At 50.0% G+C, this 21,637-nt stretch carries 20 protein-coding genes and 1 pseudogene; 17 read left to right on the plus strand and 4 right to left on the minus strand.

From position 1 onward, the window contains the following. Positions 1 to 331: pseudogene (locus VJY99_RS07295) on the plus strand (5-methyltetrahydropteroyltriglutamate--homocysteine S-methyltransferase); the annotation flags it as partial. Positions 332 to 365: 34 nt separating this feature from the next. On the opposite strand, the gene VJY99_RS07300 reads toward VJY99_RS07295, so the two are convergent. After that, positions 366 to 1,193 carry a dienelactone hydrolase family protein gene (locus VJY99_RS07300; protein ID WP_324117391.1) on the minus strand — a complete coding sequence of 276 codons (828 nt, stop codon included), beginning with the start codon at positions 1,191 to 1,193 and terminating at the stop codon, positions 366 to 368. Between the two features lie 259 nt (positions 1,194 to 1,452). On the opposite strand from VJY99_RS07300, the gene udp reads away from it, so the two are divergent. The 10 genes from udp to hemB all read left to right on the plus strand — a co-directional run bounded on the left by udp (position 1,453) and on the right by hemB (position 10,515). Further along, positions 1,453 to 2,214 (plus strand): uridine phosphorylase, encoded by a 762-nt coding sequence (gene udp / locus VJY99_RS07305; RefSeq protein ID WP_324117392.1) that lies wholly within the window; start codon positions 1,453 to 1,455, stop codon positions 2,212 to 2,214. 135 nt (positions 2,215 to 2,349) lie between these two features. After that, a complete protein-coding gene (gene rmuC, locus VJY99_RS07310; RefSeq protein WP_324117393.1) occupies positions 2,350 to 3,756 on the plus strand; it encodes a DNA recombination protein RmuC in 1,407 nt (468 codons plus the stop codon). A 173-nt stretch (positions 3,757 to 3,929) separates the two neighbouring features. Next, on the plus strand, positions 3,930 to 4,685 hold the full coding sequence (gene ubiE, locus VJY99_RS07315; RefSeq protein ID WP_273217243.1) for a bifunctional demethylmenaquinone methyltransferase/2-methoxy-6-polyprenyl-1,4-benzoquinol methylase UbiE: 756 nt from the start codon (positions 3,930 to 3,932) through the stop codon (positions 4,683 to 4,685). A gap of 13 nt (positions 4,686 to 4,698) precedes the next feature. Continuing rightward, on the plus strand, positions 4,699 to 5,319 hold the full coding sequence (gene ubiJ / locus VJY99_RS07320) for a ubiquinone biosynthesis protein UbiJ (RefSeq protein WP_324117394.1): 621 nt from the start codon (positions 4,699 to 4,701) through the stop codon (positions 5,317 to 5,319). Next, positions 5,316 to 6,956 carry a ubiquinone biosynthesis regulatory protein kinase UbiB gene (gene ubiB, locus VJY99_RS07325; RefSeq protein WP_324117395.1) on the plus strand — a complete coding sequence of 547 codons (1,641 nt, stop codon included), beginning with the start codon at positions 5,316 to 5,318 and terminating at the stop codon, positions 6,954 to 6,956. Before ubiJ ends, ubiB begins: the two co-directional genes overlap by 4 nt. An 83-nt stretch (positions 6,957 to 7,039) precedes the next feature. After that, entirely contained in the window at positions 7,040 to 7,300 is a 261-nt protein-coding gene (tatA, locus tag VJY99_RS07330; protein ID WP_324117396.1) for a Sec-independent protein translocase subunit TatA, read from the plus strand. A gap of 3 nt (positions 7,301 to 7,303) precedes the next feature. Beyond that, a complete protein-coding gene (tatB, locus tag VJY99_RS07335) occupies positions 7,304 to 7,861 on the plus strand; it encodes a Sec-independent protein translocase protein TatB (protein WP_324117397.1) in 558 nt (185 codons plus the stop codon). A gap of 2 nt (positions 7,862 to 7,863) precedes the next feature. Further along, on the plus strand, positions 7,864 to 8,655 hold the full coding sequence (gene tatC / locus VJY99_RS07340) for a Sec-independent protein translocase subunit TatC (protein ID WP_324117398.1): 792 nt from the start codon (positions 7,864 to 7,866) through the stop codon (positions 8,653 to 8,655). A 42-nt stretch (positions 8,656 to 8,697) separates the two neighbouring features. Beyond that, complete coding sequence (gene tatD / locus VJY99_RS07345) at positions 8,698 to 9,477, plus strand: 3'-5' ssDNA/RNA exonuclease TatD (protein ID WP_324117399.1); 780 nt, start codon at positions 8,698 to 8,700, stop codon at positions 9,475 to 9,477. 15 nt (positions 9,478 to 9,492) lie between these two features. Next, complete coding sequence (hemB, locus tag VJY99_RS07350; protein WP_324117400.1) at positions 9,493 to 10,515, plus strand: porphobilinogen synthase; 1,023 nt, start codon at positions 9,493 to 9,495, stop codon at positions 10,513 to 10,515. A 41-nt stretch (positions 10,516 to 10,556) separates the two neighbouring features. Here hemB and rfaH read toward each other — a convergent pair whose 3' ends face one another. After that, positions 10,557 to 11,045 (minus strand): transcription/translation regulatory transformer protein RfaH, encoded by a 489-nt coding sequence (gene rfaH / locus VJY99_RS07355; protein WP_324117401.1) that lies wholly within the window; start codon positions 11,043 to 11,045, stop codon positions 10,557 to 10,559. A 176-nt stretch (positions 11,046 to 11,221) separates the two neighbouring features. Between rfaH and ubiD the strand changes: the two genes are divergently transcribed. Together ubiD and fre are read left to right on the plus strand one after the other, a co-directional pair. Further along, positions 11,222 to 12,715: a 4-hydroxy-3-polyprenylbenzoate decarboxylase gene (ubiD, locus tag VJY99_RS07360; RefSeq protein ID WP_324117409.1), complete on the plus strand. Its 1,494-nt coding sequence runs from the start codon at positions 11,222 to 11,224 to the stop codon at positions 12,713 to 12,715. Positions 12,716 to 12,762: 47 nt separating this feature from the next. Further along, a complete protein-coding gene (gene fre, locus VJY99_RS07365) occupies positions 12,763 to 13,464 on the plus strand; it encodes an NAD(P)H-flavin reductase (RefSeq protein WP_324117402.1) in 702 nt (233 codons plus the stop codon). 312 nt (positions 13,465 to 13,776) lie between these two features. Here fre and fadA read toward each other — a convergent pair whose 3' ends face one another. Next, a complete protein-coding gene (fadA, locus tag VJY99_RS07370; protein WP_324117403.1) occupies positions 13,777 to 14,940 on the minus strand; it encodes an acetyl-CoA C-acyltransferase FadA in 1,164 nt (387 codons plus the stop codon). 9 nt (positions 14,941 to 14,949) lie between these two features. Next, entirely contained in the window at positions 14,950 to 17,139 is a 2,190-nt protein-coding gene (gene fadB, locus VJY99_RS07375) for a fatty acid oxidation complex subunit alpha FadB (RefSeq protein WP_324117404.1), read from the minus strand. A 193-nt stretch (positions 17,140 to 17,332) separates the two neighbouring features. On the opposite strand from fadB, the gene pepQ reads away from it, so the two are divergent. The 4 genes from pepQ to hemG are packed head-to-tail and all read left to right on the plus strand — an operon-like array spanning position 17,333 to position 21,317. Next, positions 17,333 to 18,664, plus strand: a complete 1,332-nt coding sequence (gene pepQ, locus VJY99_RS07380; protein ID WP_324117405.1) for a Xaa-Pro dipeptidase — start codon at positions 17,333 to 17,335, stop codon at positions 18,662 to 18,664. After that, positions 18,664 to 19,278, plus strand: coding sequence for an IMPACT family protein (locus VJY99_RS07385; protein WP_324117406.1), 615 nt, complete (start codon positions 18,664 to 18,666; stop codon positions 19,276 to 19,278). Before pepQ ends, VJY99_RS07385 begins: the two co-directional genes overlap by 1 nt. A 41-nt stretch (positions 19,279 to 19,319) precedes the next feature. Further along, positions 19,320 to 20,771, plus strand: coding sequence for a Trk system potassium transporter TrkH (gene trkH, locus VJY99_RS07390; RefSeq protein WP_324117407.1), 1,452 nt, complete (start codon positions 19,320 to 19,322; stop codon positions 20,769 to 20,771). Between the two features lie 12 nt (positions 20,772 to 20,783). Beyond that, a complete protein-coding gene (gene hemG / locus VJY99_RS07395) occupies positions 20,784 to 21,317 on the plus strand; it encodes a menaquinone-dependent protoporphyrinogen IX dehydrogenase (RefSeq protein WP_324117408.1) in 534 nt (177 codons plus the stop codon). The last annotated feature ends 320 nt before the right edge of the window (positions 21,318 to 21,637 follow it).

The following is a 21,637-nucleotide window of genomic DNA, read 5'->3' on the forward strand; positions in this document are numbered from 1 at the left end:
TTGCGAGTTTAACGACATCATGGATTCCATCGCAGCACTAGATGCAGACGTGATCACCATCGAAACCTCACGTTCTGATATGGACTTGCTGGAATCGTTTAAAGAGTTCGAATATCCAAACGAAATCGGGCCGGGCGTGTATGACATTCACTCGCCAAACGTGCCGAGTGTGGAATGGATTGAAGCTCTGCTGAAGAAAGCGGCTGAGAGTGTTCCGTCCGAGCGTTTGTGGGTGAACCCGGACTGTGGCCTGATAACCCGCGGTTGGCCAGAAACCCGCCAGGCTTTGGCAAACATGGTGAAGGCGGCGCAGAACTTGCGTAGCGCTTAAAATTTACGCCCCTCATTTTGAGGGGCGTTTTCTTTTACTTCTTCAGATCGTAGCGTTCAAACCACGTCAGCATGCGTTGCCAGCCATCTTTTGCCGATTCTTCATGGTAGCTCGGGCGGTAGTCCGCATTAAAAGCATGGCCCGCTTCCGGGTAAACAATGATTTCTGCGTTGGCATTTGCGGCGCGCAGCGCATGACGCATGGTCTCCACAGTATCAAGCGGAATACTGGTATCTTCTGCACCATATAGCCCCAAAACCGGCGCGTTCAAATTAATGGCAACGTCCACTGGGTAATGTGGTGAATTTAAAGACTTTTCTCCGACTAATTTGCCATACCAGGCGACGGCCGCTTTTAATTGAGGGTTATGTGCGGCGTACAACCAGGTAATACGTCCACCCCAACAAAAACCAGTCATCATCAGGCGATAGGCATCACCACCGTTTCTTGCCGCCCAATTGGCGACATGATCGAGGTCAGCCAGAACTTGTGCATCCGGTACTTTTGAAACTAGGTCGCTGAACAAGGTGGGGATATCGGCGTAATCGTTAGGATCACCCTGGCGGAAATAGAGTTCTGGGGCGATAGCAAGATAGCCTTCCAGCGCCAGGCGGCGGCAAATGTCACGAATATGTTCATGCACGCCGAAAATTTCCTGCACCACAATCACGATGGGCAACGATCCTTCCGCCCCTCTAGGCCTGGCGTGATAGGCGGGCATATTTTCACCTTGCGTAGGAATCGAAGTTTCCCCCGCCTGAATAGCGTCATCCTGGGTATGCAATACTGTTGAAGCGAGAGGGGAGGCCGCTGGTGCAAAATTCCCGCCTGGCAATTTACCTGTAGGTTGTTCTTCTTTCATTAGCATTCTCCTTAAGTACTGTTAGCGCAGTGCGATAACTATAGCTTTTCCCCGTCATACTTCGAGTTGCAGGGGGCACAGGCTCTGCGTCTGATTAATGAACAATCATCTTTTTAAATGTGATGTTCGTCACTATTGTTATTGAAAATAATGTAATTTGTTTCATTCAAAGTGAAATGCGTCACGAAATTCTTTGTGGTGCTTCTGTACAGTACCTCTATAGCAATGCAAGCCAACCCATTCAATGCAGGAGTCTGTTATGTCCAAGTCTGATGTTTTTCACCTCGGCCTCACTAAAAGCGATCTGCAGGGGGCAACACTTGCCATCGTCCCGGGCGATCCAGAACGAGTTGAAAAAATCGCTGTGCTGATGGACAAGCCAGTTAAATTGGCTGCCCACCGTGAATTTACGTCCTGGCGTGCTGAATTAGATGGCAAGCCAGTAATCGTGTGCTCTACCGGTATCGGTGGCCCTTCTACCTCTATCGCCGTGGAAGAGCTGGCGCAGTTGGGTATTCGTACTTTCCTGCGTATCGGGACGACCGGCGCAATCCAGCCACATATCAATGTCGGTGATGTTCTGGTGACGACTGCCTCTGTGCGCCTTGATGGTGCCAGCCTGCACTTTGCACCAATGGAATATCCAGCCGTTGCTGATTTCACGTGTACTACTGCATTGGTTGAAGCCGCTAAATCTATTGGTGCAACCACGCACATTGGCGTGACAGCTTCTTCTGACACCTTCTACCCGGGCCAGGAACGCTATGACACCTTCTCAGGCCGCGTAGTTAATCGCTACAAAGGCTCCATGGAAGAGTGGCAGCAGATGGGCGTGATGAACTACGAGATGGAATCCGCGACATTACTGACCATGTGTGCAAGTCAGGGTCTGCGTGCGGGTATGGTCGCAGGTGTGATTGTGAACCGTACTCAGCAAGAGATCCCGAATGCTGAAACCATGAAGAAAACAGAAAGCCATGCGGTGCAAATCGTTGTTGAAGCGGCGCGTCGCTTAATCTAATTCCCCTCAAGCCGGTGCAAGCCGGCTTAATTTTTACGCTTTGCGTAACACCTCGCAGGAAATCCCTTTTCATCTGGACATTTATACAGCAGAATTTTATTTTGCTGGGGTTTGGCATGGCTTGTGGGAGTGACTGTGGATATTTCTATTTTGATCGGCATCGGTATTGCACTGGTTGGTGTTCTGACTGGTTGGTTGCTGGCGAGTTTGCGCGCAGCCGGGCAGCAATCCGCTCTGCATGAAGAACAACGGGAAATCTACGGTGAGCTGACTGCTTCACGGCAGGAGTTGCAGCAAAACCAGCACTGGAAAGAGGAGTGTGAGCAGCTTAATCGCGAATTGCGCACCCAACTTGAGATCAATAGTGCACAGGAAGCTGATATCCGCGAACTCTCCACGCTTTTGGAACAAACCCGCCTTAATGCCGATGACAAACATCGCCAGATGCTTAACAGCGAGCAGCGCCTGAGCGAACAGTTTGAAAACCTCGCCAACCGTATTTTTGAGCAAAGTGGCCGCAAAGTTGAAGAACAAAACCGCCAAAGTTTAAATGGCTTACTCTCGCCATTGCGTGAACAACTGGATGGTTTCCGTCGGCAGGTGCAAGAGAGTTTTGGTCAAGAAGCCCGTGAGCGCCACACGTTGACTCATGAAATCCGCAGCCTGCAACAGCTGAATGCCCAAATGGCGCAAGAGGCACTGAATCTCACCAAAGCCCTGAAAGGGGATAACAAAACTCAGGGTAATTGGGGCGAAGTTGTCTTGACGCGAGTGTTGGAAGCGTCAGGTTTACGCGAAGGCTATGAATACCAAACCCAGGTGAATATTCAGCTCGAAAATAACAGTCGCATGCAGCCTGATGTGATCGTGCGTTTGCCACAGGGTAAAGATGTGGTCATCGACGCCAAGATGACGTTAGTAGCCTATGAACGTTATTACAACGGTGACGATGAACTGACCCGTGAAAGTGCCCTCAACGAACATATTGCCGCCATGCGTAACCATATTCGTATGCTGGGGCGTAAAGATTATCAGCAGTTGCCGGGGTTGCGTTCGCTGGATTATGTGTTGATGTTTATCCCCGTCGAACCCGCATTTTTACTGGCGATTGACCGCCAGCCTGAACTCATCAGCGAAGCGCTCAAAAATAACATCATGCTGGTCAGCCCGACGACCTTGCTGGTGGCGCTACGAACCGTTGCCAATTTGTGGCGTTATGAACACCAAAGCCGAAATGCGCAACAAATTGCCGAACGCGCCAGCCGACTGTATGACAAAATGCGCCTCTTCGTTGACGACATGTCGGCAATTGGCCAAAGCCTGGATAAAGCTCAGGATAACTACCGCCAGGCGATGAAGAAACTCTCTTCGGGCCGTGGAAATATACTCATCCAGGCCGATGCGTTTCGTGGCTTGGGTGTCGAGGTTAAACGTGAGATTAATCCCGATTTAGTCGAACAGGCTCGGCAGGAAGAAGCAGAGAATTCAGCCCTGAATGGGTTTGAAAATGACGAAGAAAAGAATATGGAAAACAGTTTGTAGCCAAACTCACTCGAGTTGCAGGTAGGCGGCAAAGGAGCAAATCCCCAGAAGATTACTAAAGTCAGTGACTGGGGTTTGTGGGTGCAGCCAACACCCCTACGGCTTGAAGCATAGGGCTTTAGGGCTCATTCTGTTACACTTCACAAACAATTTTTGTATAAGCAGGCATCGAGATGGTTGAAGAATCCCAGGAAACAACACACTTTGGCTTCCGCACTGTAGCGAAGGAACAAAAGGCCGATATGGTGGCTCATGTGTTCCATTCTGTGGCCGCAAAATACGACGTGATGAATGACCTGATGTCATTCGGCATCCATCGTATCTGGAAGCGATTTACCATTGATTGCAGTGGTGTTCGCCGTGGTCAGCGCGTACTGGATTTAGCCGGAGGCACCGGTGATTTGACCGCTAAGTTCTCCCGTCTGGTCGGCGAAACAGGCGAAGTGGTTCTGGCGGATATCAACGATTCAATGCTGAAAATGGGACGTGAAAAACTGCGTAACATTGGCGTGGTTGGCAACGTGAATTATGTTCAGGCTAACGCTGAAGCTCTGCCTTTCCCGGATAACTTCTTTGATTGCATTACTATTTCTTTCGGTTTGCGCAATGTGACAGACAAAGAAAAAGCGTTGCGTTCCATGTACCGCGTTTTGAAACCCGGTGGCCGCCTGCTGGTCCTGGAATTCTCCAAACCGATTATCGAACCTCTTAGCAAAGCCTACGATGCGTACTCATTCCACATTCTGCCGCGTATCGGTGAAATCGTTGCACAAGATGCAGAAAGCTACCGTTATCTGGCTGAATCTATTCGTATGCACCCTGATCAAGAAACATTGAAAGCGATGATGGAAGATGCCGGTTTTGAAAATACCACCTACTTCAATCTGACCGCTGGCGTTGTTGCGCTACACCGTGGTTATAAATTCTGATCGGGAACTCGTGATGCCATTGCTGCTTTCTTCAGGTACAGCGCTAATAACTGCCGGAATAGAAAACCTGCTCAATAAATTTCTCTGGCAAGACCGAGGCTTGAAGGCGGCACGTCAGCGCTTAGTGGGTAAGGTGTTGCGTGTCGAGCTCAAAGAATTCTCTTCGCCAATCGTTTTGGTTTTTAGCGAACAACAAATCGATGTATTAGGCCAGTGGGAAGGTGAAGCCGATTGTCTGGTGAAAACCGGGGTAGGCACACTGCCAAAATTGCGTGACAGGCAGCAACTTACGGCGCTTATTCGCAGCGGTGAATTAGAAGTTCAGGGTGATATTCAGGTCGTCCAGAATTGGGTTGCCCTGATGGACCTTGCTGAATTCGACCCAGCTGAATTGCTAGCGCCTTATATAGGCGATATTGCCGCCGAAGGAATCAGCAAGGCTATTCGTGGCGGAAGTCAGTTGTTCAAAAAAGGATTTGCCCGTAACCAACAATACCTGTCAGAAGCCATTACCGAAGAGTGGAAGATGGCACCTGGCTCGTTGGAAGTCGCATGGTTTGCTGAGGAAACGGCAGCAGCCGAACGTAAGGTTGATGCACTTGTTGCGCGACTGGACAAACTGGAGAACAAATGACGCCTGGAGAAATTCGTCGCCTCTATTTCATTATCCGCACTTTTCTCAGTTATGGTCTGGATGAACTGATCCCTCACATTCGTATTACGCTGCCGTTACGCATTTGGCGGCGCACGCTTTTCTGGATGCCAAATCGCCATAAAGAGAAAACTCTTGGTGAACGTTTACGCCTTGCACTGCAAGAACTGGGGCCGGTTTGGATCAAGTTTGGGCAGATGCTCTCGACCCGCCGAGATTTGTTCCCACCGCAAATTGCTGACCAACTGGCGATGTTGCAGGACCGAGTCGCTCCTTTTGACGGCGCGCTGGCTAAAAGGCAAATTGAACAATCGATGGGCGGGATCCCTATCGAAACCTGGTTTGATGATTTTGATATCCAACCGCTCGCGTCGGCTTCAATTGCCCAGGTTCACACCGCTCGTCTCAAAGACAATGGGCGTGATGTTGTCATCAAAGTCATTCGCCCGGATATCCTGCCGATTATCAAAGCGGATATGAAACTCATCTACCGTCTGGCTCGATGGGTACCACGATTGATGCCAGATGGCCGCCGTTTGCGGCCGCTGGAAGTGGTGCGCGAATATGAGAAGACCTTGATTGACGAACTGAATCTTCTACGTGAAGCCGCTAACGCTATCCAGTTGCGTCGCAATTTTGAAGACAGCCCAATGCTCTACGTGCCTGAAGTGTTCTCTGACTATTGCAGTGAGAGCATGATGGTCATGGAGAGGATTTACGGTATTCCTGTTTCTGATATCGCGATGCTCAAAGAGCAAGGCACCAACATGAAACTGTTGGCAGAACGTGGCGTGCAGGTCTTTTTCACTCAGGTATTTCGAGACAGCTTTTTCCATGCCGATATGCATCCCGGCAATATCTTTGTCAGTTACGAACACCCTGAAGATCCGAAATATATTGGAATCGACTGCGGTATTGTCGGCTCACTGAATAAAGAAGATAAGCGCTATTTGGCGGAAAATTTTATCGCCTTCTTTAACCGTGATTATCGCAAAGTTGCTGAATTGCATGTCGATTCAGGTTGGGTGCCACCGGATACCAATGTTGAAGAGTTTGAGTTCGCCATTCGTACCGTTTGCGAGCCCATTTTTGAGAAACCGTTGGCAGAAATTTCCTTTGGCCATGTGCTGCTAAACCTGTTTAACACGGCACGTCGTTTTAATATGGAAGTGCAGCCGCAGCTCGTTTTACTGCAAAAAACACTACTTTACGTTGAAGGTCTCGGAAGACAGCTTTACCCGCAATTAGATTTGTGGAAAACCGCTAAACCTTTCCTGGAAAGTTGGATCAAAGATCAGGTTGGTATTCCTGCGCTTATTCGCTCTCTTAAAGAAAAAGCACCGTTCTGGATTGAAAAAATGCCAGAACTACCAGAATTGATGTACGACAGTTTGCGTCAGGGTAAACAATTGCAACATAGTGTTGATAAGATAACGCGTGATTTGCAACGTAATCAGGTGCGTCAGGCGCAGTCACGCTATCTGTTTGGCATTGGTGCCACGCTACTGTTAAGCGGCACCTTATTACTGATTAACAAGCCGGAATGGCAATACCAGCCTACAGGGCTTATGGCCGCTGGTATTGTTACATGGCTGATTGGCTGGCGACGCTCATCCTGAGCTGTTTTTAATCGTTTTTGACAGTCAACGTGCGGTACAATACAGACCGTTATCTTTTCATCATTGTGATTTGAGGCAACATTATGGGTGGTATCAGTATTTGGCAATTGTTGATCATTGTCGTCATCGTGGTTCTGCTTTTCGGTACTAAGAAACTGGGCTCTATCGGTTCTGATTTGGGCGCATCCATCAAAGGCTTTAAAAAAGCTATGAGCGATGATGAAGATAAAGAGAAAGACAAATCCGTTCAGGATGCTGATTTCACAGCGAAAACGCTTGCTGATAAACAACCAGGCGATGTGAAAAAAGACGAAGCTAAGAGCAACGATAAAGAGCAGGTGTAAACCGTGTTCGATATTGGTTTCAGTGAACTACTACTGGTATTCGTGATTGGCCTGATCGTCCTCGGGCCACAGCGTTTGCCTGTTGCGGTTAAAACAGTTGTCGGCTGGGTTCGCGCTCTGCGTTCTCTGGCGGCAACTGTACAAAATGAACTGGTTCAGGAGTTGAAAATCCAGGAGCTGCAAGACAGCCTGAAGAAGGTTGAAAAAGCGAGCATGGATAACCTTACTCCAGAACTAAAGGCATCAATGGATGAGCTGCGTCAGGCGGCTGAATCGATGAAACGTTCGTATACTCATGAACCTGAAAAGGGGAGTGACGAGGCTCATACAATCCATAATCCACTGGTGAAAGACGCTCAGGACAGTCATGAAGGCGTGACTCCCGCAACAGCTGCACATCAGGCCAGTGCGCCCGAGGAAGCCCCGGTCGTTGAAACTGAAACAGTTCCTGTATCAGCAGCAGCGGAAGTGACTGAAGAGTTGATTCAACCTCAGATCAAACCTTTAGCAGAGTCCGTCAAAACCCCAGCTTCTTCTCAACCTTCGAGTGATAAAAAGTAAACATGGCCGTTGAAGATACCCAACCGCTTATCAGCCATCTGATAGAGCTGCGCAAGCGACTGTTAAATAGCATTATCGCTGTGCTGGTGATTTTCCTGGCACTGATTTACTTTGCCAATGACATCTATCAGATAGTCTCAGCTCCGCTGATTAAGCAAATGCCAATCGGGTCAACGATGATTGCCACAGACGTGGCTTCGCCGTTTTTCACCCCCGTTAAGCTGACAATTTATGTCTCAGTGTTTTTGTCCGCACCGGTCATTCTTTATCAGATTTGGGCGTTTATCGCGCCAGCGCTGTATAAGCACGAGCGCAAGCTGGTTATGCCATTGCTGTTTTCCAGCTCGATGCTGTTTTATATCGGCATCGCTTTTGCCTATTTTGTGGTGTTCCCGCTCGCATTTGGTTTTCTGACAAAAACCGCTCCGATAGGTGTGGTGGTGTCGACTGACATCAGCAAGTACCTTGATTTTGTCATGACGTTGTTTATGGCATTTGGTGTGGCTTTTGAAGTGCCCGTGGCCATTATTCTGCTGTGTTGGATGGGCGTAACAACGCCTGAGGCGCTGAAGAGTAAGCGTCCATACATTCTGGTTGGTGCGTTTGTTGTCGGCATGTTGTTAACGCCGCCAGATGTTTTCTCGCAAACGCTGCTGGCAATTCCGATGTACTGCCTATTTGAAGTCGGTGTATTTTTCTCTCGTTTCTACGTCGGTAAAGGGCGCAGAGGGGGAGAGGAAGACCCGGTAGACGCTCCAGAAGCAGAAGACGACCACTCCAAAAAAGAGTCATAATTTCAGACCGCCCGATAGGGCGGTCGTCGTTTGGAAGACGCTATGTTTGATATCGGTGTAAATCTTACCAGCTCACAGTTTGCTAAACACCATGCTGACGTTGTTGCTCGTGCACATCTTGCGGGAGTTTGCGGCATGTTGCTCACCGGGACGAATATTCATGAAAGCCAGCAGGCTCTGTTACTGGCACAGCAGTATCAGGGCTGCTGGTCTACTGTGGGTGTTCATCCGCATGATGCGAGCCAATGGCAGGACGAAATAGCAGAGACTATTCGCGAACTTGCGGGTGCATCGGAAGTGGTGGCTATCGGTGAGTGTGGTCTGGATTTCAACCGCAATTTCTCAACGCCTGCGGAACAAGAACGCGCTTTTACCGCACAACTGGCCATTGCTGCAGACCTGATGATGCCGGTATTTTTACACTGTCGCGACGCTCATGAACGGTTTATCGCGTTGCTGGACCCCTGGCTTGAAAAGTTACCGGGAGTGGTTTTGCACTGCTTTACCGGAACGGAAAATGAAGTGCGAGAATGTCTGGCGCGAGGAATTTTTATCGGTGTCACTGGCTGGGTATGTGATGAGCGCCGTGGCCTTGAATTACGTGAGTTGCTACCGGTGATACCAGCACATCAGTTATTGCTGGAAACCGATGCCCCCTATTTGTTACCGCGGGATCTAAAACCAAAACCTGCTTCCCGGCGGAACGAACCCTGCTACTTGCCTCATATCCTGGAAAAGGTGGCAGGATGGCGTGGAGAAGATCCCGCCTGGCTTGCGCAAGTAACAGATGACAATGCCCGCCGTCTTTTCCGGCTGGCTTAAATCAGGAGAGAATCAATGAGCTATGCATTTCCCGGTACGTTTCCTGGTCGCCGTATGCGCCGCGTCCGTCGTCACGATTTCAGCCGTCGTCTGGTGGCGGAGAATCAATTAACGGTTAACGACCTAATCTATCCCGTGTTCGTGATGGAAGGCCACAACCGTCAGGAAGAAGTATCATCGATGCCGGGTGTTTACCGTATGACTATCGATCTGCTGCTCAAAGAGGCGGAAACGGTCGCAAAACTTGGCGTGCCAGTATTGTCACTGTTTCCCGTTATTGAAAGCGCAGGAAAATCGCTGCACGCCGAAGAGGCTTATAACCCGAATGGGTTGGTTCAGCGCGCAGTGCGTGCCTTGAAAGATGCAGTACCGGAGTTGGGTTTGCTGACTGACGTCGCACTCGATCCGTACACGACTCACGGGCAGGATGGCGTGATTGATGCAGACGGTTACGTTATCAACGACATTACCCGTGAGATTCTGGTGCGCCAGGCCCTTTCCCACGCAGAAGCGGGGGCTGAAATCATTGCACCAAGCGATATGATGGATGGCCGTATTGGGGCAATCCGCGATCAGCTAGAGCTTGATGGTTTCGTGAATACGCAGATCATGTCGTATGCGGCAAAATATGCGTCCTGCTATTACGGACCGTTCCGCGATGCGATTGGCTCCTCGAGTAATCTGAAAGGTGGCAACAAGAAAACCTATCAGATGGACCCCGCTAATAGCGACGAAGCGCTGCAGGAAGTCGCACAGGATTTGCAGGAAGGTGCGGATATGGTGATGGTGAAACCGGGTATGCCTTATCTGGACGTGGTTCGTCGCGTGAAAGATACCTTCGGCGTACCGACTTTTGCCTACCAGGTTTCTGGCGAGTATGCGATGCATATGGCGGCAATTCAGAACGGTTGGTTGGCAGAAAAACCGGCCATTATGGAGTCGTTGATGTGCTTTAAACGTGCGGGAGCGGATGGCGTGTTAACGTACTTCTCAAAGCGTGTCGCACAATGGTTGCATGACGAACAAATGCAGCGCTAGTTTTACATTGCAGGGCGGATATTTATCCGCCTTGGTTAGCTTTACGTCTTCTTAAAATCTGTGTTCTTCACACTCTGCATCACTTGTTTATTCAACAGATTCAGCAGCAGCATGGAGCGGGCTTCACCGTCCGGCTCACTAAAAATTGCTTCCAAACCTTCGAATGCCCCTTCAGTTATCACCACTCGATCACCCTGATAAGGAGTATCTGGGTCAGTAATATTTTCTGGTTGGTGATTAATGAGTTGGTTAATCACATCAGCCGGTACGGTGGCAGGAAGACTGCCGAAGCGCACGAAATGGCTGACACCACGCGTTGAATGAATTGTCGTGGTGTGGATGGTCTCAGGGTCAAACTGAACAAACATATAATTTGGGAACAATGGTTCATCGACCGCAGTGCGTTTGCCTCGCACGATCTTTTCAATTTTGATCATTGGGGTGAGGCAATTCACATCCTGACGTTCAAGATGCTCTTGCGCCCGCAGTAATTGACCCCGTTTGCAGTACAACAGATACCAGGATTCCATAGTTTCTCTTTTTCCTAATCAACCCAGGGAGAATAGCAAAAGGCCGTTATTAGGGATAGCCAGCACAAGTATAACCATTGACTGATTGGTTATCAGACAAGCATTTACGCGTTATTAACAAAAATACAGCATGCTGTGCATGAAGCCCGTATAATGACCGCAAAATCCTGACTACGATTAATGGCATGAAATACCACGACCTACGCGACTTTCTGGAATTACTTGAACAACGCGGCGAGCTAAAGCGTATCGCAATGCCGGTCGATCCGTACCTGGAAATGACTGAAATTGCCGATCGTACTTTGCGTGCCAATGGCCCGGCTCTGCTGTTTGAGAACCCTAAAGGGTACGATATGCCAGTGCTGTGCAACCTGTTCGGCACTCCGAAACGCGTCGCGATGGGAATGGGGCAGGAAGATGTTTCTGCATTGCGTGAAGTCGGAAAGTTATTGGCCTTCCTGAAAGAACCCGAACCCCCGAAGGGGTTCCGCGATTTATTCGATAAACTTCCGCAGTTTAAACAAGTCCTGAATATGCCGACGAAACGGCTACGTAACGCCCCGTGTCAGGAGCAAATTTGGGAAGGGGATGAAGTCGACTTATCTCGCATCCCTATCATGCAATGTTGGCCTGAAGATGCAGCACCGCTGATTACCTGGGGTTTGACGGTCACGCGTGGGCCGCACAAAGAGCGGCAGAATCTTGGGATTTATCGCCAGCAACGGATCGGTAAAAATAAGCTGATTATGCGCTGGTTATCGCATCGCGGTGGCGCACTGGATTTCCAGGAGTGGTGTGCTGAACATCCTGGTGAACGTTTCCCTGTATCGGTTGCATTAGGCGCCGACCCTGCAACCATTCTCGGCGCGGTCACCCCAGTGCCAGATACCCTATCAGAATATGCTTTTGCCGGTTTACTGCGTGGCACGAAAACCGAAGTGGTGAAGTGTATTTCTAACGATCTTGAGGTTCCTGCCAGCGCGGAAATTGTGCTGGAAGGGTATATCGAACCGGGCGAAATGGCACCTGAAGGGCCCTATGGCGACCACACGGGTTACTACAATGAAGTAGATGATTTCCCGGTATTTACCGTTACGCATATCACCCAGCGCCAGAATGCGATTTATCATTCAACGTACACCGGGCGCCCACCGGATGAACCTGCAGTGCTCGGTGTCGCACTCAATGAAGTCTTTGTGCCGATTTTACAAAAACAATTCCCGGAAATTGTCGATTTTTATCTGCCGCCGGAAGGTTGCTCCTATCGCCTTGCCGTTGTCACCATTAAGAAGCAATACGCAGGCCACGCTAAACGCGTGATGATGGGCGTTTGGTCTTTCCTGCGGCAATTTATGTATACCAAGTTTGTCATCGTATGCGATGACGATATCAACGCGCGTGACTGGAACGATGTGATTTGGGCCATCACTACGCGTATGGACCCGGCGCGAGATACCGTTTTGGTAGAAAACACGCCAATCGATTACCTGGATTTTGCCTCGCCGGTTTCCGGTCTTGGCTCAAAAATGGGACTGGATGCCACCAATAAATGGCCAGGTGAAACTCAGCGCGAGTGGGGTCGTCCTATTAAGAAAGATGCAGAAGTATGTGCGCGTATCGATGCAATCTGGGATGAACTGGCTATTTTCGACGACAGTAAAAACGCCTGAGTGGCGGATTTTACCGTTTTGCATTATTGACCCGACAGAGGGGAAGCATGACAACCTTAAGCTGTAAAGTGACCTCGGTAGAAGCGATAACCGACACGGTATATCGCGTTCGATTACTGCCGGAAGCGAAATTCTCCTTTCAGGCCGGGCAGTATTTGATGGTGGTGATGGATGAGCGCGATAAACGCCCGTTCTCCATGGCATCCACGCCGAGCGACCATGAGTTTATCGAGCTGCACATTGGCGCCTCAGAGATCAATCTGTACGCCATGGCGGTGATGGACCGTATTCTGAAAGAGAAAGAAATCGTCGTAGATATTCCGCATGGCGATGCCTGGTTGCGTGAAGACGAAGATCGTCCGCTCATTCTGATTGCGGGCGGTACTGGATTCTCTTACGTACGTTCGATTTTGCTGACTGCGCTCGCGCGTAATCCACAACGTGAAATTGCGATTTACTGGGGTGGCCGTGAAGATAAGCATCTTTATGATCTGTCTGAGTTAGAAGCGCTTTCCGTTGTTCATCAAAATCTGCGTGTTGAAGCGGTTGTTGAGCAACCGGAAGAAGGCTGGCGTGGCCGTACTGGCACTGTGTTAGCCGCAGTGATGCAGGATTATGGAACGCTTGCCGGGCACGACATCTATATTGCCGGACGTTTTGAAATGGCGAAAATTGCTCGCGACCTGTTCTGTAATGAACGTGGCGCGTTAGAAGATCGTATGTTTGGCGATGCGTTTTCGTTTATTTGATGATACCCGTCATACTTCAAGCTGCATCTTTGTTGACGACGTTCACTCACCCGAATCACTTACTTATGTAAGCTCATCCGGACTCGTTCTCTTGTCGCCTTGATGCAACTCGAATTATTTTGGGTATAAATAAAAAAACCCGCCCCTGACAGGCGGGAAGAACGGCAACTAAACTTTTTTCTGCGTCCTTGGTGTTGTAACTTTGTTGGCTGCATTCGCTCACCCGAATCACTTACTTTAGTAAGCTCATCGGGATTCGCCCATTTGCCGCCGCGTTACAACATCAATGACTTTGAAAATTGGATCAATTCCTTAAACGCGTTCAATAACAGTAGCAATGCCCTGACCTAAACCGATGCACATGGTAGCAAGGCCAAACTGTGCGTCGCGACGTTCCATCAGGTTTAACAGCGTGGTGCTGATACGCGTACCGGAACACCCAAGCGGGTGACCCAGCGCAATCGCGCCACCATTCAGGTTAATTTTCTCGTCGATCTTATCCATCAGCCCCAGATCTTTGATACACGGCAGGATCTGTGCGGCGAAAGCTTCGTTCATCTCAAACAGGTCGATATCAGCGGCAGTCAGGCCCGCTTTTTTCAACGCCAATTGTGATGCCGGAACTGGGCCGTAACCCATAATTGACGGGTCGCATCCCACCACAGCCATAGAGCGAACGTAAGCGCGGATATTAAGGCCAAGCTCTTTGGCGCGTGACTCACTCATCAGCAACATCGCCGACGCTCCATCTGAAAGAGCAGAGGAAGTGCCCGCCGTCACCGTTCCGTTGACCGGATCAAACGCAGGTTTCAATGCTGCCAGGCCTTCAACGGTCGTTTCTGGGCGAATCACTTCATCGTAATCAAAACGTTTGAGCACGCCGTCTGCGTCATGACCACTTATCGGCAGGATTTCAGATTTGAAATAGCCCGCTTCGGTGGCCGCCCATGCACGTTGATGCGAACGAGCGGCAAACTGATCCTGCATTTCACGGCTAATGCCATGCATACGCGACAGCATCTCGGCGGTTAAACCCATCATGCCAGCAGCTTTAGCAACGTTACGGCTCAGGCCTGGATGGAAATCAACACCGTGGCTCATCGGCACGTGGCCCATATGTTCCACGCCACCCACCAGACAGGCATGCGCATCACCGGTCTGAATCATACGAGCCGCGTCATGCAGGGCCTGCATGGAAGAACCACACAGTCGGTTGACCGTTACTGCCGGTACCGAATGTGGAATTTCAGCCAGCAGCGAGGCGTTACGCGCAATGTTAAAACCTTGCTCCAGCGTCTGTTGCACGCAGCCCCAATATATGTCATCCAGTGAAGCAGCTTCTAACGCCGGGTTACGCGACAGAATTCCACGCATCAAATGGGCAGAAAGATCTTCTGCACGCAGATTACGAAACGCCCCACCTTTTGAACGGCCCATCGGGGTGCGAATGGCATCAACAATTACAACCTTTTCCATAATCACTCCTCAGGCACTTTTCAGGTCACTGGCCAGGCCCGCAGGCTCAACCGGTGGATAGTACGGCTCGTTACGGGAAGCTTTTGCGCGCAGACCGTCCGGCACTTGATAGAGAGGGCCAAGATGTTCGTACTGCTGAGCCATATCGAGATATTTGGCGCTGCCGATGGTATCTAACCAGCGGAATGCACCGCCATGGAACGGAGGGAATCCCAGGCCGTAAACCAGTGCCATATCCGCTTCTGCCGGGCTTGCAATAATACCTTCTTCCAGACAACGAACGACTTCGTTGACCATCGGGATCATCATGCGTGCAATGATTTCTTCATCGCAGAAGTCATGGCGCGGTTTGCTAACATCAGCCAACAGGCTATCCGTGGCTTCATCTTGCTCTTTACGCGGTTTGCCTTTGCTGTCTTGTTTATAGCGATAGAAGCCCTGTTCGGTTTTCTGGCCGTAGCGGCCTGCGTCAAACATCGCATCAACGGCATCGCGATAATCTTTCTGCATACGCTGTGGGAAACCCGCAGCCATGACAGCCTGAGCGTGATGCGCGGTATCAATCCCGACAACATCGAGCAGATACGCAGGGCCCATCGGCCAGCCGAACTGTTTTTCCATCACTTTGTCGATTTGACGGAAATCAGCACCGTCACGCATCAGCTGGCTGAAGCCCGCAAAGTACGGGAACAGTACGCGGTTGACGAAGAACCCTGGGCAGTCGTTTACCACGATCGGTGTTTTGCCCATTTTGCTGGCCCACGCAACGACTTTAGCGATGGTTTGCTCAGAGGTTTTCTCGCCGCGAATCACTTCGACCAGAGGCATGCGGTGCACCGGGTTGAAGAAGTGCATACCGCAGAAGTTTTCCGGGCGTTTCAGGCTGTTCGCCAGTTCGCTGATTGGAATGGTAGAGGTGTTCGACGCCAGAACGGTATCCGGACGCACTTTATCTTCCACTTCTGCCAGCACCGCTTGCTTCACTTTTGGATTTTCAACAACCGCTTCAACAACGACATCGACGCGCTCAAAACCCGCGTAATCCAGTGTTGGATGAATGGTGGCAATCACGCCCGCCAGTTTCATCCCGTCGATCTTTCCGCGTTCCAGTTGTTTATTGAGCAGTTTGCTGGCTTCATTAATGCCCAGTGCCAGGGACTTCTCGTTAATATCCTTCATTAATACCGGTACGCCTTTCCAGGCTGACTGGTAAGCAATGCCTCCACCCATGATCCCGGCACCAAGAACGGCTGCCTGTTTCGGAGTTTCGGTATTTTTAGTCAGCTTCTTGGCCTGACCTTTTATGTATTGGTCGTTAAGGAATATCCCGACCAGCGCACGGGCCTCATTGGAACGCGCCAATGGCACGAAACTTTGAGTCTCCAGTTGTAATGCTTCGTCACGACCTAATCGTGCCGCAGCTTCAATCGTTTTTACCGCTGTCATCGGGGCAGGGTAGTGTTTACCTGCAATCTGCATCACCATGCTTTTCGCAATCGTGAAGCTCATTGTGGCTTCGATTTTGCTAAGCTTCAGAGGTTGCAGTTTCGGTGCGCGTTTGGCTTTCCAGTCCAGCTCGCCGTTAATTGCCTGGCGCAGTACTGCCAAAGCTCCGTCGCGCAGTTTTTCAGTTTTAACGATGCCATCAACTAAACCGAGTTTCTGTGCTTCAACCGCACCGACATCTTTCCCCGCGGTGATGATTTCCAGTGCGCTATCGGCACCCAGCATACGCGGCAAGCGCACTGAACCACCAAAGCCTGGCATGATGCCCAGTTTAGTTTCTGGCAGACCGATGCGGGTATCTGGCGTTGCCAGACGGTAATCCGTTGCCAACACACATTCACAGCCGCCGCCAAGGGCATAACCATTTACGGCAGAAATGGTCGGGACAGGCAGATCTTCCAGACGATTGAAGACGCTGTTGGCAAATTGCAGCCAGTGTGTCAGTTGTTCTGCAGGAACCTGGAACAACGACAGGAATTCAGTAATGTCAGCACCCACGATAAACGCGGCTTTATTGGAGGTCAGCATCAGGCCTTTCAGCGATGGCTGTTTTTCCAGAACATCGAGTGCGTGACCTAGGCTTGCTACGGTCGTAGTGTCGAGTTTGTTCACTGAGCCGGGTGCATCAAATACCAATTCTGCGATGCCATCTTCCAGCCAGTCGAGATGTAAGGTTTCACCTTGGTAGAGCATGTCAGTCTCCTGAATCCAGCAATGGGATCTGGTCGTACCAGATGGAAAAGAGTGTGGAATTGATGTTAATGAAATGCAAACAACTCTTTAAATATTTGCAAAGATGATCACAGCCGCTGGAAATAAGTTCGCTTAGTTTGCGGTGTGCTAAGATGCGTGGCGTTCAGGTTTAAAAAAAACAGAAGGAAAAATCATGAATTCATTGGCCTCACTTTATCAAGATCATGTGGCAACTTTGCAGGAACGCACCCGCAATGTTCTGGCGCGCTTCAACCTTGACGCGCTGTTGATTCACTCAGGCGAGCTTTTCAATGTTTTCCTTGATGATCATGCGTATCCGTTCAAAGTTAACCCGCAGTTCAAAGCCTGGGTTCCGGTAACGCAAGTGCCAAACTGCTGGTTGCTGGTGGATGGCGTGAACAAACCGAAATTGTGGTTCTACCTGCCGGTTGATTACTGGCATAACGTTGAGCCATTGCCAGAGTCCTTCTGGACTGACGAAATTGATGTGATTGCGTTGCCAAAAGCAGATGGTATTGGCAGCCAATTACCAGCGGCGCGTGGCAACATCGGCTACATTGGCCCGGTGCCAGAGCGTGCGTTGCAGCTTGATATTCAAGGTGCAAACATCAACCCGAAAGGGGTGATTGATTACCTGCATTACTATCGTTCCTACAAAACTGATTATGAACTGGCATGTATGCGTGCAGCACAGAAAACTGCCGTGGTCGGCCATCAGGCTGCTCACGAAGCTTTCCTGTCCGGGATGAGTGAGTTTGATATCAATCAGGCTTATCTGACGGCAACCGGTCACCGCGATACCGATGTTCCCTATGGCAATATTGTGGCGCTCAACGAGCACGCGGCTGTGTTGCATTACACTAAACTTGATAACCGTGCGCCTTCCGAAATGCGCAGCTTCCTTTTGGATGCGGGTGCGGAATACAACGGTTACGCGGCTGATTTAACCCGTACCTGGTCGGTTAAAAGCGATAACGATTATGCCCAGTTGGTGAAAGATGTTAATAGCGAACAACTTGCGCTGATTGATACGCTGAAAGCGGGCGTGCGTTACACCGATTATCACCTCCAGTTCCATCAACGCATCGCGAAGCTGCTGAATCGTCATAAACTGGTTACGGGCATTAGCGAAGAAGCAATGGTTGAAACCGGGATTACGGGTCCATTTATGCCACACGGCCTGGGTCACCCGCTTGGTTTGCAGGTGCATGATGTTGCTGGTTTTATGCAAGATGACACCGGTACACACTTGGCTGCACCGTCGCAATATCCTTATCTGCGCTGCACTCGTGTGCTGGAACCGCGTATGGTATTGACTATCGAACCGGGCATTTACTTCATTGAATCTTTGCTCGCACCGTGGCGCGAAGGGCAGTACAGCAAGCACTTTGACTGGCAGCGCATTGAAGCCATGAAACCGTTCGGCGGCATTCGTATCGAAGACAATGTGATTGTTCATGAAAATAGCATTGAAAACATGACGCGCGATTTGAAACTGGCGTAATGGACAGTTGGCTGATCCCTGCTGAACCTGTCCAGGTCTGCGAGGAAATCAAGAAAAGTCGTTTTATTACGCTGGTCGCTCATACGACAGGCGTAATAGCGGCGAAAGGGTTTCTTGAAAAAGTACGCTCTGAACATCCGGCTGCCCGGCATCATTGCTGGGCTTGGGTGGCCGGTGCTCCCAATGACTCGCAGCAGTTAGGTTTCTCTGACGATGGCGAGCCTGCAGGAACCGCTGGAAAGCCAATGCTCGCCCAGCTTATGGGTAGCGGTATCGGGGAAATTACTGCCGTAGTCGTGCGCTACTCCGGCGGTATCAAACTCGGAACGGGCGGTTTGGTGAAGGCTTACGGTGGCGGAGTGCAGATGGCATTAAATCAATTGCCTACTGTGCTCAAAGTCCCGCTAACCGAATATACTTTGCAGTGTGAATATGCTCAGCTTACGGGAATCGAAATGTTGCTTAAACAGTGCGACGGGGTTCTTGTGCAGAGTGATTTTCAATCGTCAGTATTATTACGTATCGCGTTACCCCACGCGAAACTCGCTGACTTTTCGGCCAGACTTGCTGACTTTAGCCGCGGTGCATTGCATTTATTACCGGCTGAACAATAATTCCCTCTCGTTATTTTTTGATAGTTAAGGAAGCGGCTTAAATGCATTTTCGCGCCATAACCCGAATCGTTGGTCTGTTAGTCATTCTATTTTCCGTGACCATGATTATTCCTGGGTTGGTAGCTTTAATTTATCGCGATGGTGCTGGCCGAGCTTTCACCCAGACTTTCTTCGCAGCGCTGCTCATTGGTTCTTTTCTGTGGTGGCCTAATCGGCGGCAAAAAAGTGAGCTCAAACCGCGAGAAGGATTCCTGATCGTTGTATTGTTCTGGACGGTGCTGGGGAGTGTGGGGGCGTTGCCTTTTATCTTCTCGGAACAACCTAATCTCACGATTACCGACGCATTCTTCGAATCGTTCTCGGGCTTAACGACCACAGGTGCGACGACTTTAGTCGGGCTTGATTCACTCCCGCATGCCATTTTGTTCTATCGGCAAATGCTGCAATGGTTTGGCGGTATGGGGATCATTGTTCTCGCAGTAGCCATTCTGCCAATTCTCGGGGTGGGTGGGATGCAGCTGTATCGTGCTGAAATGCCGGGACCGCTTAAAGATAACAAAATGCGCCCGCGTATCGCTGATACCGCAAAAACGCTGTGGATTATTTATGTTCTGTTAACCGTTGCGTGTGCTCTGGCACTTTGGTTTGCCGGGATGCCTGCGTTTGACGCAATAGGGCATAGTTTTGCCACGATAGCCATCGGTGGCTTTTCCACTCATGATGCCAGCGTGGGTTACTTCGATAGCCCAACGATTAATACGATTATTGCCATCTTCCTGCTGATCTCCGGTTGTAACTATGGCCTGCACTTCTCTCTATTAAGCGGGCGTAATATAAAAGTCTACTGGCGTGACCCTGAGTTCCGCATGTTCATTGGCGTGCAACTGACGCTGGTGGCTATCTGTACCCTCGTACTCTGGTTCCACAACACTTACCAAACCGCCTTGCTCACGCTAAACCAGGCATTCTTCCAGGTGGTCTCGATGGCGACGACCGCAGGGTTTACGACCGATAGTATTGCGCGTTGGCCTCTATTCTTACCGGTGTTGTTACTGTGTTCTGCTTTTATAGGGGGTTGTGCGGGCTCAACGGGTGGGGGCCTGAAAGTCATTCGTATCTTGTTGCTGTTCAAACAAGGTAATCGCGAGCTGAAACGTTTGGTGCACCCCAATGCGGTATATAGCATTAAGCTTGGGAACCGTGCGCTACCCGAACGTATCCTTGAAGCCGTGTGGGGATTCTTCTCAGCCTATGCGTTGGTGTTTATCCTCAGCATGCTCGCGATTATTGCCACCGGTGTGGATGATTTCTCCGCCTTTGCTTCGGTTGCGGCAACGCTGAATAACCTCGGCCCAGGTTTGGGGGTCGTGGCAGACAACTTCGCCAGCATGAATCCTGTGGCGAAATGGATATTGATAGCCAATATGCTGTTTGGCCGTCTTGAAGTATTTACTTTACTCGTACTGTTTACGCCAACTTTCTGGCGAGAGTAACCGGAGCCTGTAGTGAGAACTTTGATTCTATTTTCGACCCGTGATGGTCAAACTCGCGAGATTGCTTCTTATATAGCATCTGAACTGAAAGAGTTGGGTGTCGAGAGTGATGTCGTTAACTTGCATCGTTGTGGTGATATTGCCTGGGGAAACTACGAGCGTGTCGTTATCGGCGCATCTATTCGTTACGGGCATTTCCATTCGTCAGTAGCTGCGTTTGTGAAAAAGCATCAGCAAGCATTGAATAAGATCCCGGGTGCTTTCTTCTCAGTAAACCTGGTCGCCCGTAAACCAGAGAAGCGTTCCCCGCAAACCAACTCTTATACGCGTAAGTTCTTGCTGACCTCTCCGTGGCAACCAAATCACTGTGCTGTGTTTGCTGGCGCACTCCGTTATCCACGCTACCGCTGGTATGACCGCGTTATGATTCGCTTGATTATGAAGATGACGGGCGGCGAAACAGATATTAGTAAAGAAGTTGTCTACACCGATTGGCCTCAAGTGGCGCGTTTTGCCCAGGAGTTAGTACACTTAAACAGCAAATAATGTCCAAAACACCCATTTTGATGAAAAAAAGCACGCTCAGCCATTTTTTTGCAATAAACACTTGTCAGCTTCCAGAAAATCCCTATACTGCGCCTCCACTGACACGGCACAACGGCTTACAAACCGGCCCGTCAGCCAGATGAAAAGCGAAAATAAACGCTTGACTCTGAATGAGGAAAGCGTAGTATACGCCACCTCGAGTTAGCAAGCGAAAGCGGCCAACTCACTGCTCTTTAACAATTTATCAGACAATCTGTGTGGGCACTCGCAGGATTGATATCTCAGATACCTTCGGGTATCAAAAAAATATCAAGTCTTGA

Source organism: Buttiauxella sp., from assembly GCF_035271705.1.
Lineage (GTDB): Bacteria > Pseudomonadota > Gammaproteobacteria > Enterobacterales > Enterobacteriaceae > Buttiauxella.

Excerpts from the sequence above, each read along its gene's own strand:
- tatD (WP_324117399.1), top strand. The coding sequence starts at position 8,698 with ATGTTTGATATCGGTGTAAATCTTACCAGCTCACAGTTTGCTAAACAC.
- VJY99_RS07300 (WP_324117391.1), bottom strand. The coding sequence starts at position 1,193 with ATGAAAGAAGAACAACCTACAGGTAAATTGCCAGGCGGGAATTTTGCA.
- ubiE (WP_273217243.1), top strand. The coding sequence starts at position 3,930 with ATGGTTGAAGAATCCCAGGAAACAACACACTTTGGCTTCCGCACTGTA.
- udp (WP_324117392.1), top strand. The coding sequence starts at position 1,453 with ATGTCCAAGTCTGATGTTTTTCACCTCGGCCTCACTAAAAGCGATCTG.
- tatA (WP_324117396.1), top strand. The coding sequence starts at position 7,040 with ATGGGTGGTATCAGTATTTGGCAATTGTTGATCATTGTCGTCATCGTG.
- fadA (WP_324117403.1), bottom strand. The coding sequence starts at position 14,940 with ATGGAAAAGGTTGTAATTGTTGATGCCATTCGCACCCCGATGGGCCGT.
- fadB (WP_324117404.1), bottom strand. The coding sequence starts at position 17,139 with ATGCTCTACCAAGGTGAAACCTTACATCTCGACTGGCTGGAAGATGGC.
- pepQ (WP_324117405.1), top strand. The coding sequence starts at position 17,333 with ATGAATTCATTGGCCTCACTTTATCAAGATCATGTGGCAACTTTGCAG.
- hemB (WP_324117400.1), top strand. The coding sequence starts at position 9,493 with ATGAGCTATGCATTTCCCGGTACGTTTCCTGGTCGCCGTATGCGCCGC.
- rfaH (WP_324117401.1), bottom strand. The coding sequence starts at position 11,045 with ATGGAATCCTGGTATCTGTTGTACTGCAAACGGGGTCAATTACTGCGG.
- fre (WP_324117402.1), top strand. The coding sequence starts at position 12,763 with ATGACAACCTTAAGCTGTAAAGTGACCTCGGTAGAAGCGATAACCGAC.
- ubiB (WP_324117395.1), top strand. The coding sequence starts at position 5,316 with ATGACGCCTGGAGAAATTCGTCGCCTCTATTTCATTATCCGCACTTTT.
- tatC (WP_324117398.1), top strand. The coding sequence starts at position 7,864 with ATGGCCGTTGAAGATACCCAACCGCTTATCAGCCATCTGATAGAGCTG.
- ubiJ (WP_324117394.1), top strand. The coding sequence starts at position 4,699 with ATGCCATTGCTGCTTTCTTCAGGTACAGCGCTAATAACTGCCGGAATA.
- VJY99_RS07385 (WP_324117406.1), top strand. The coding sequence starts at position 18,664 with ATGGACAGTTGGCTGATCCCTGCTGAACCTGTCCAGGTCTGCGAGGAA.
- trkH (WP_324117407.1), top strand. The coding sequence starts at position 19,320 with ATGCATTTTCGCGCCATAACCCGAATCGTTGGTCTGTTAGTCATTCTA.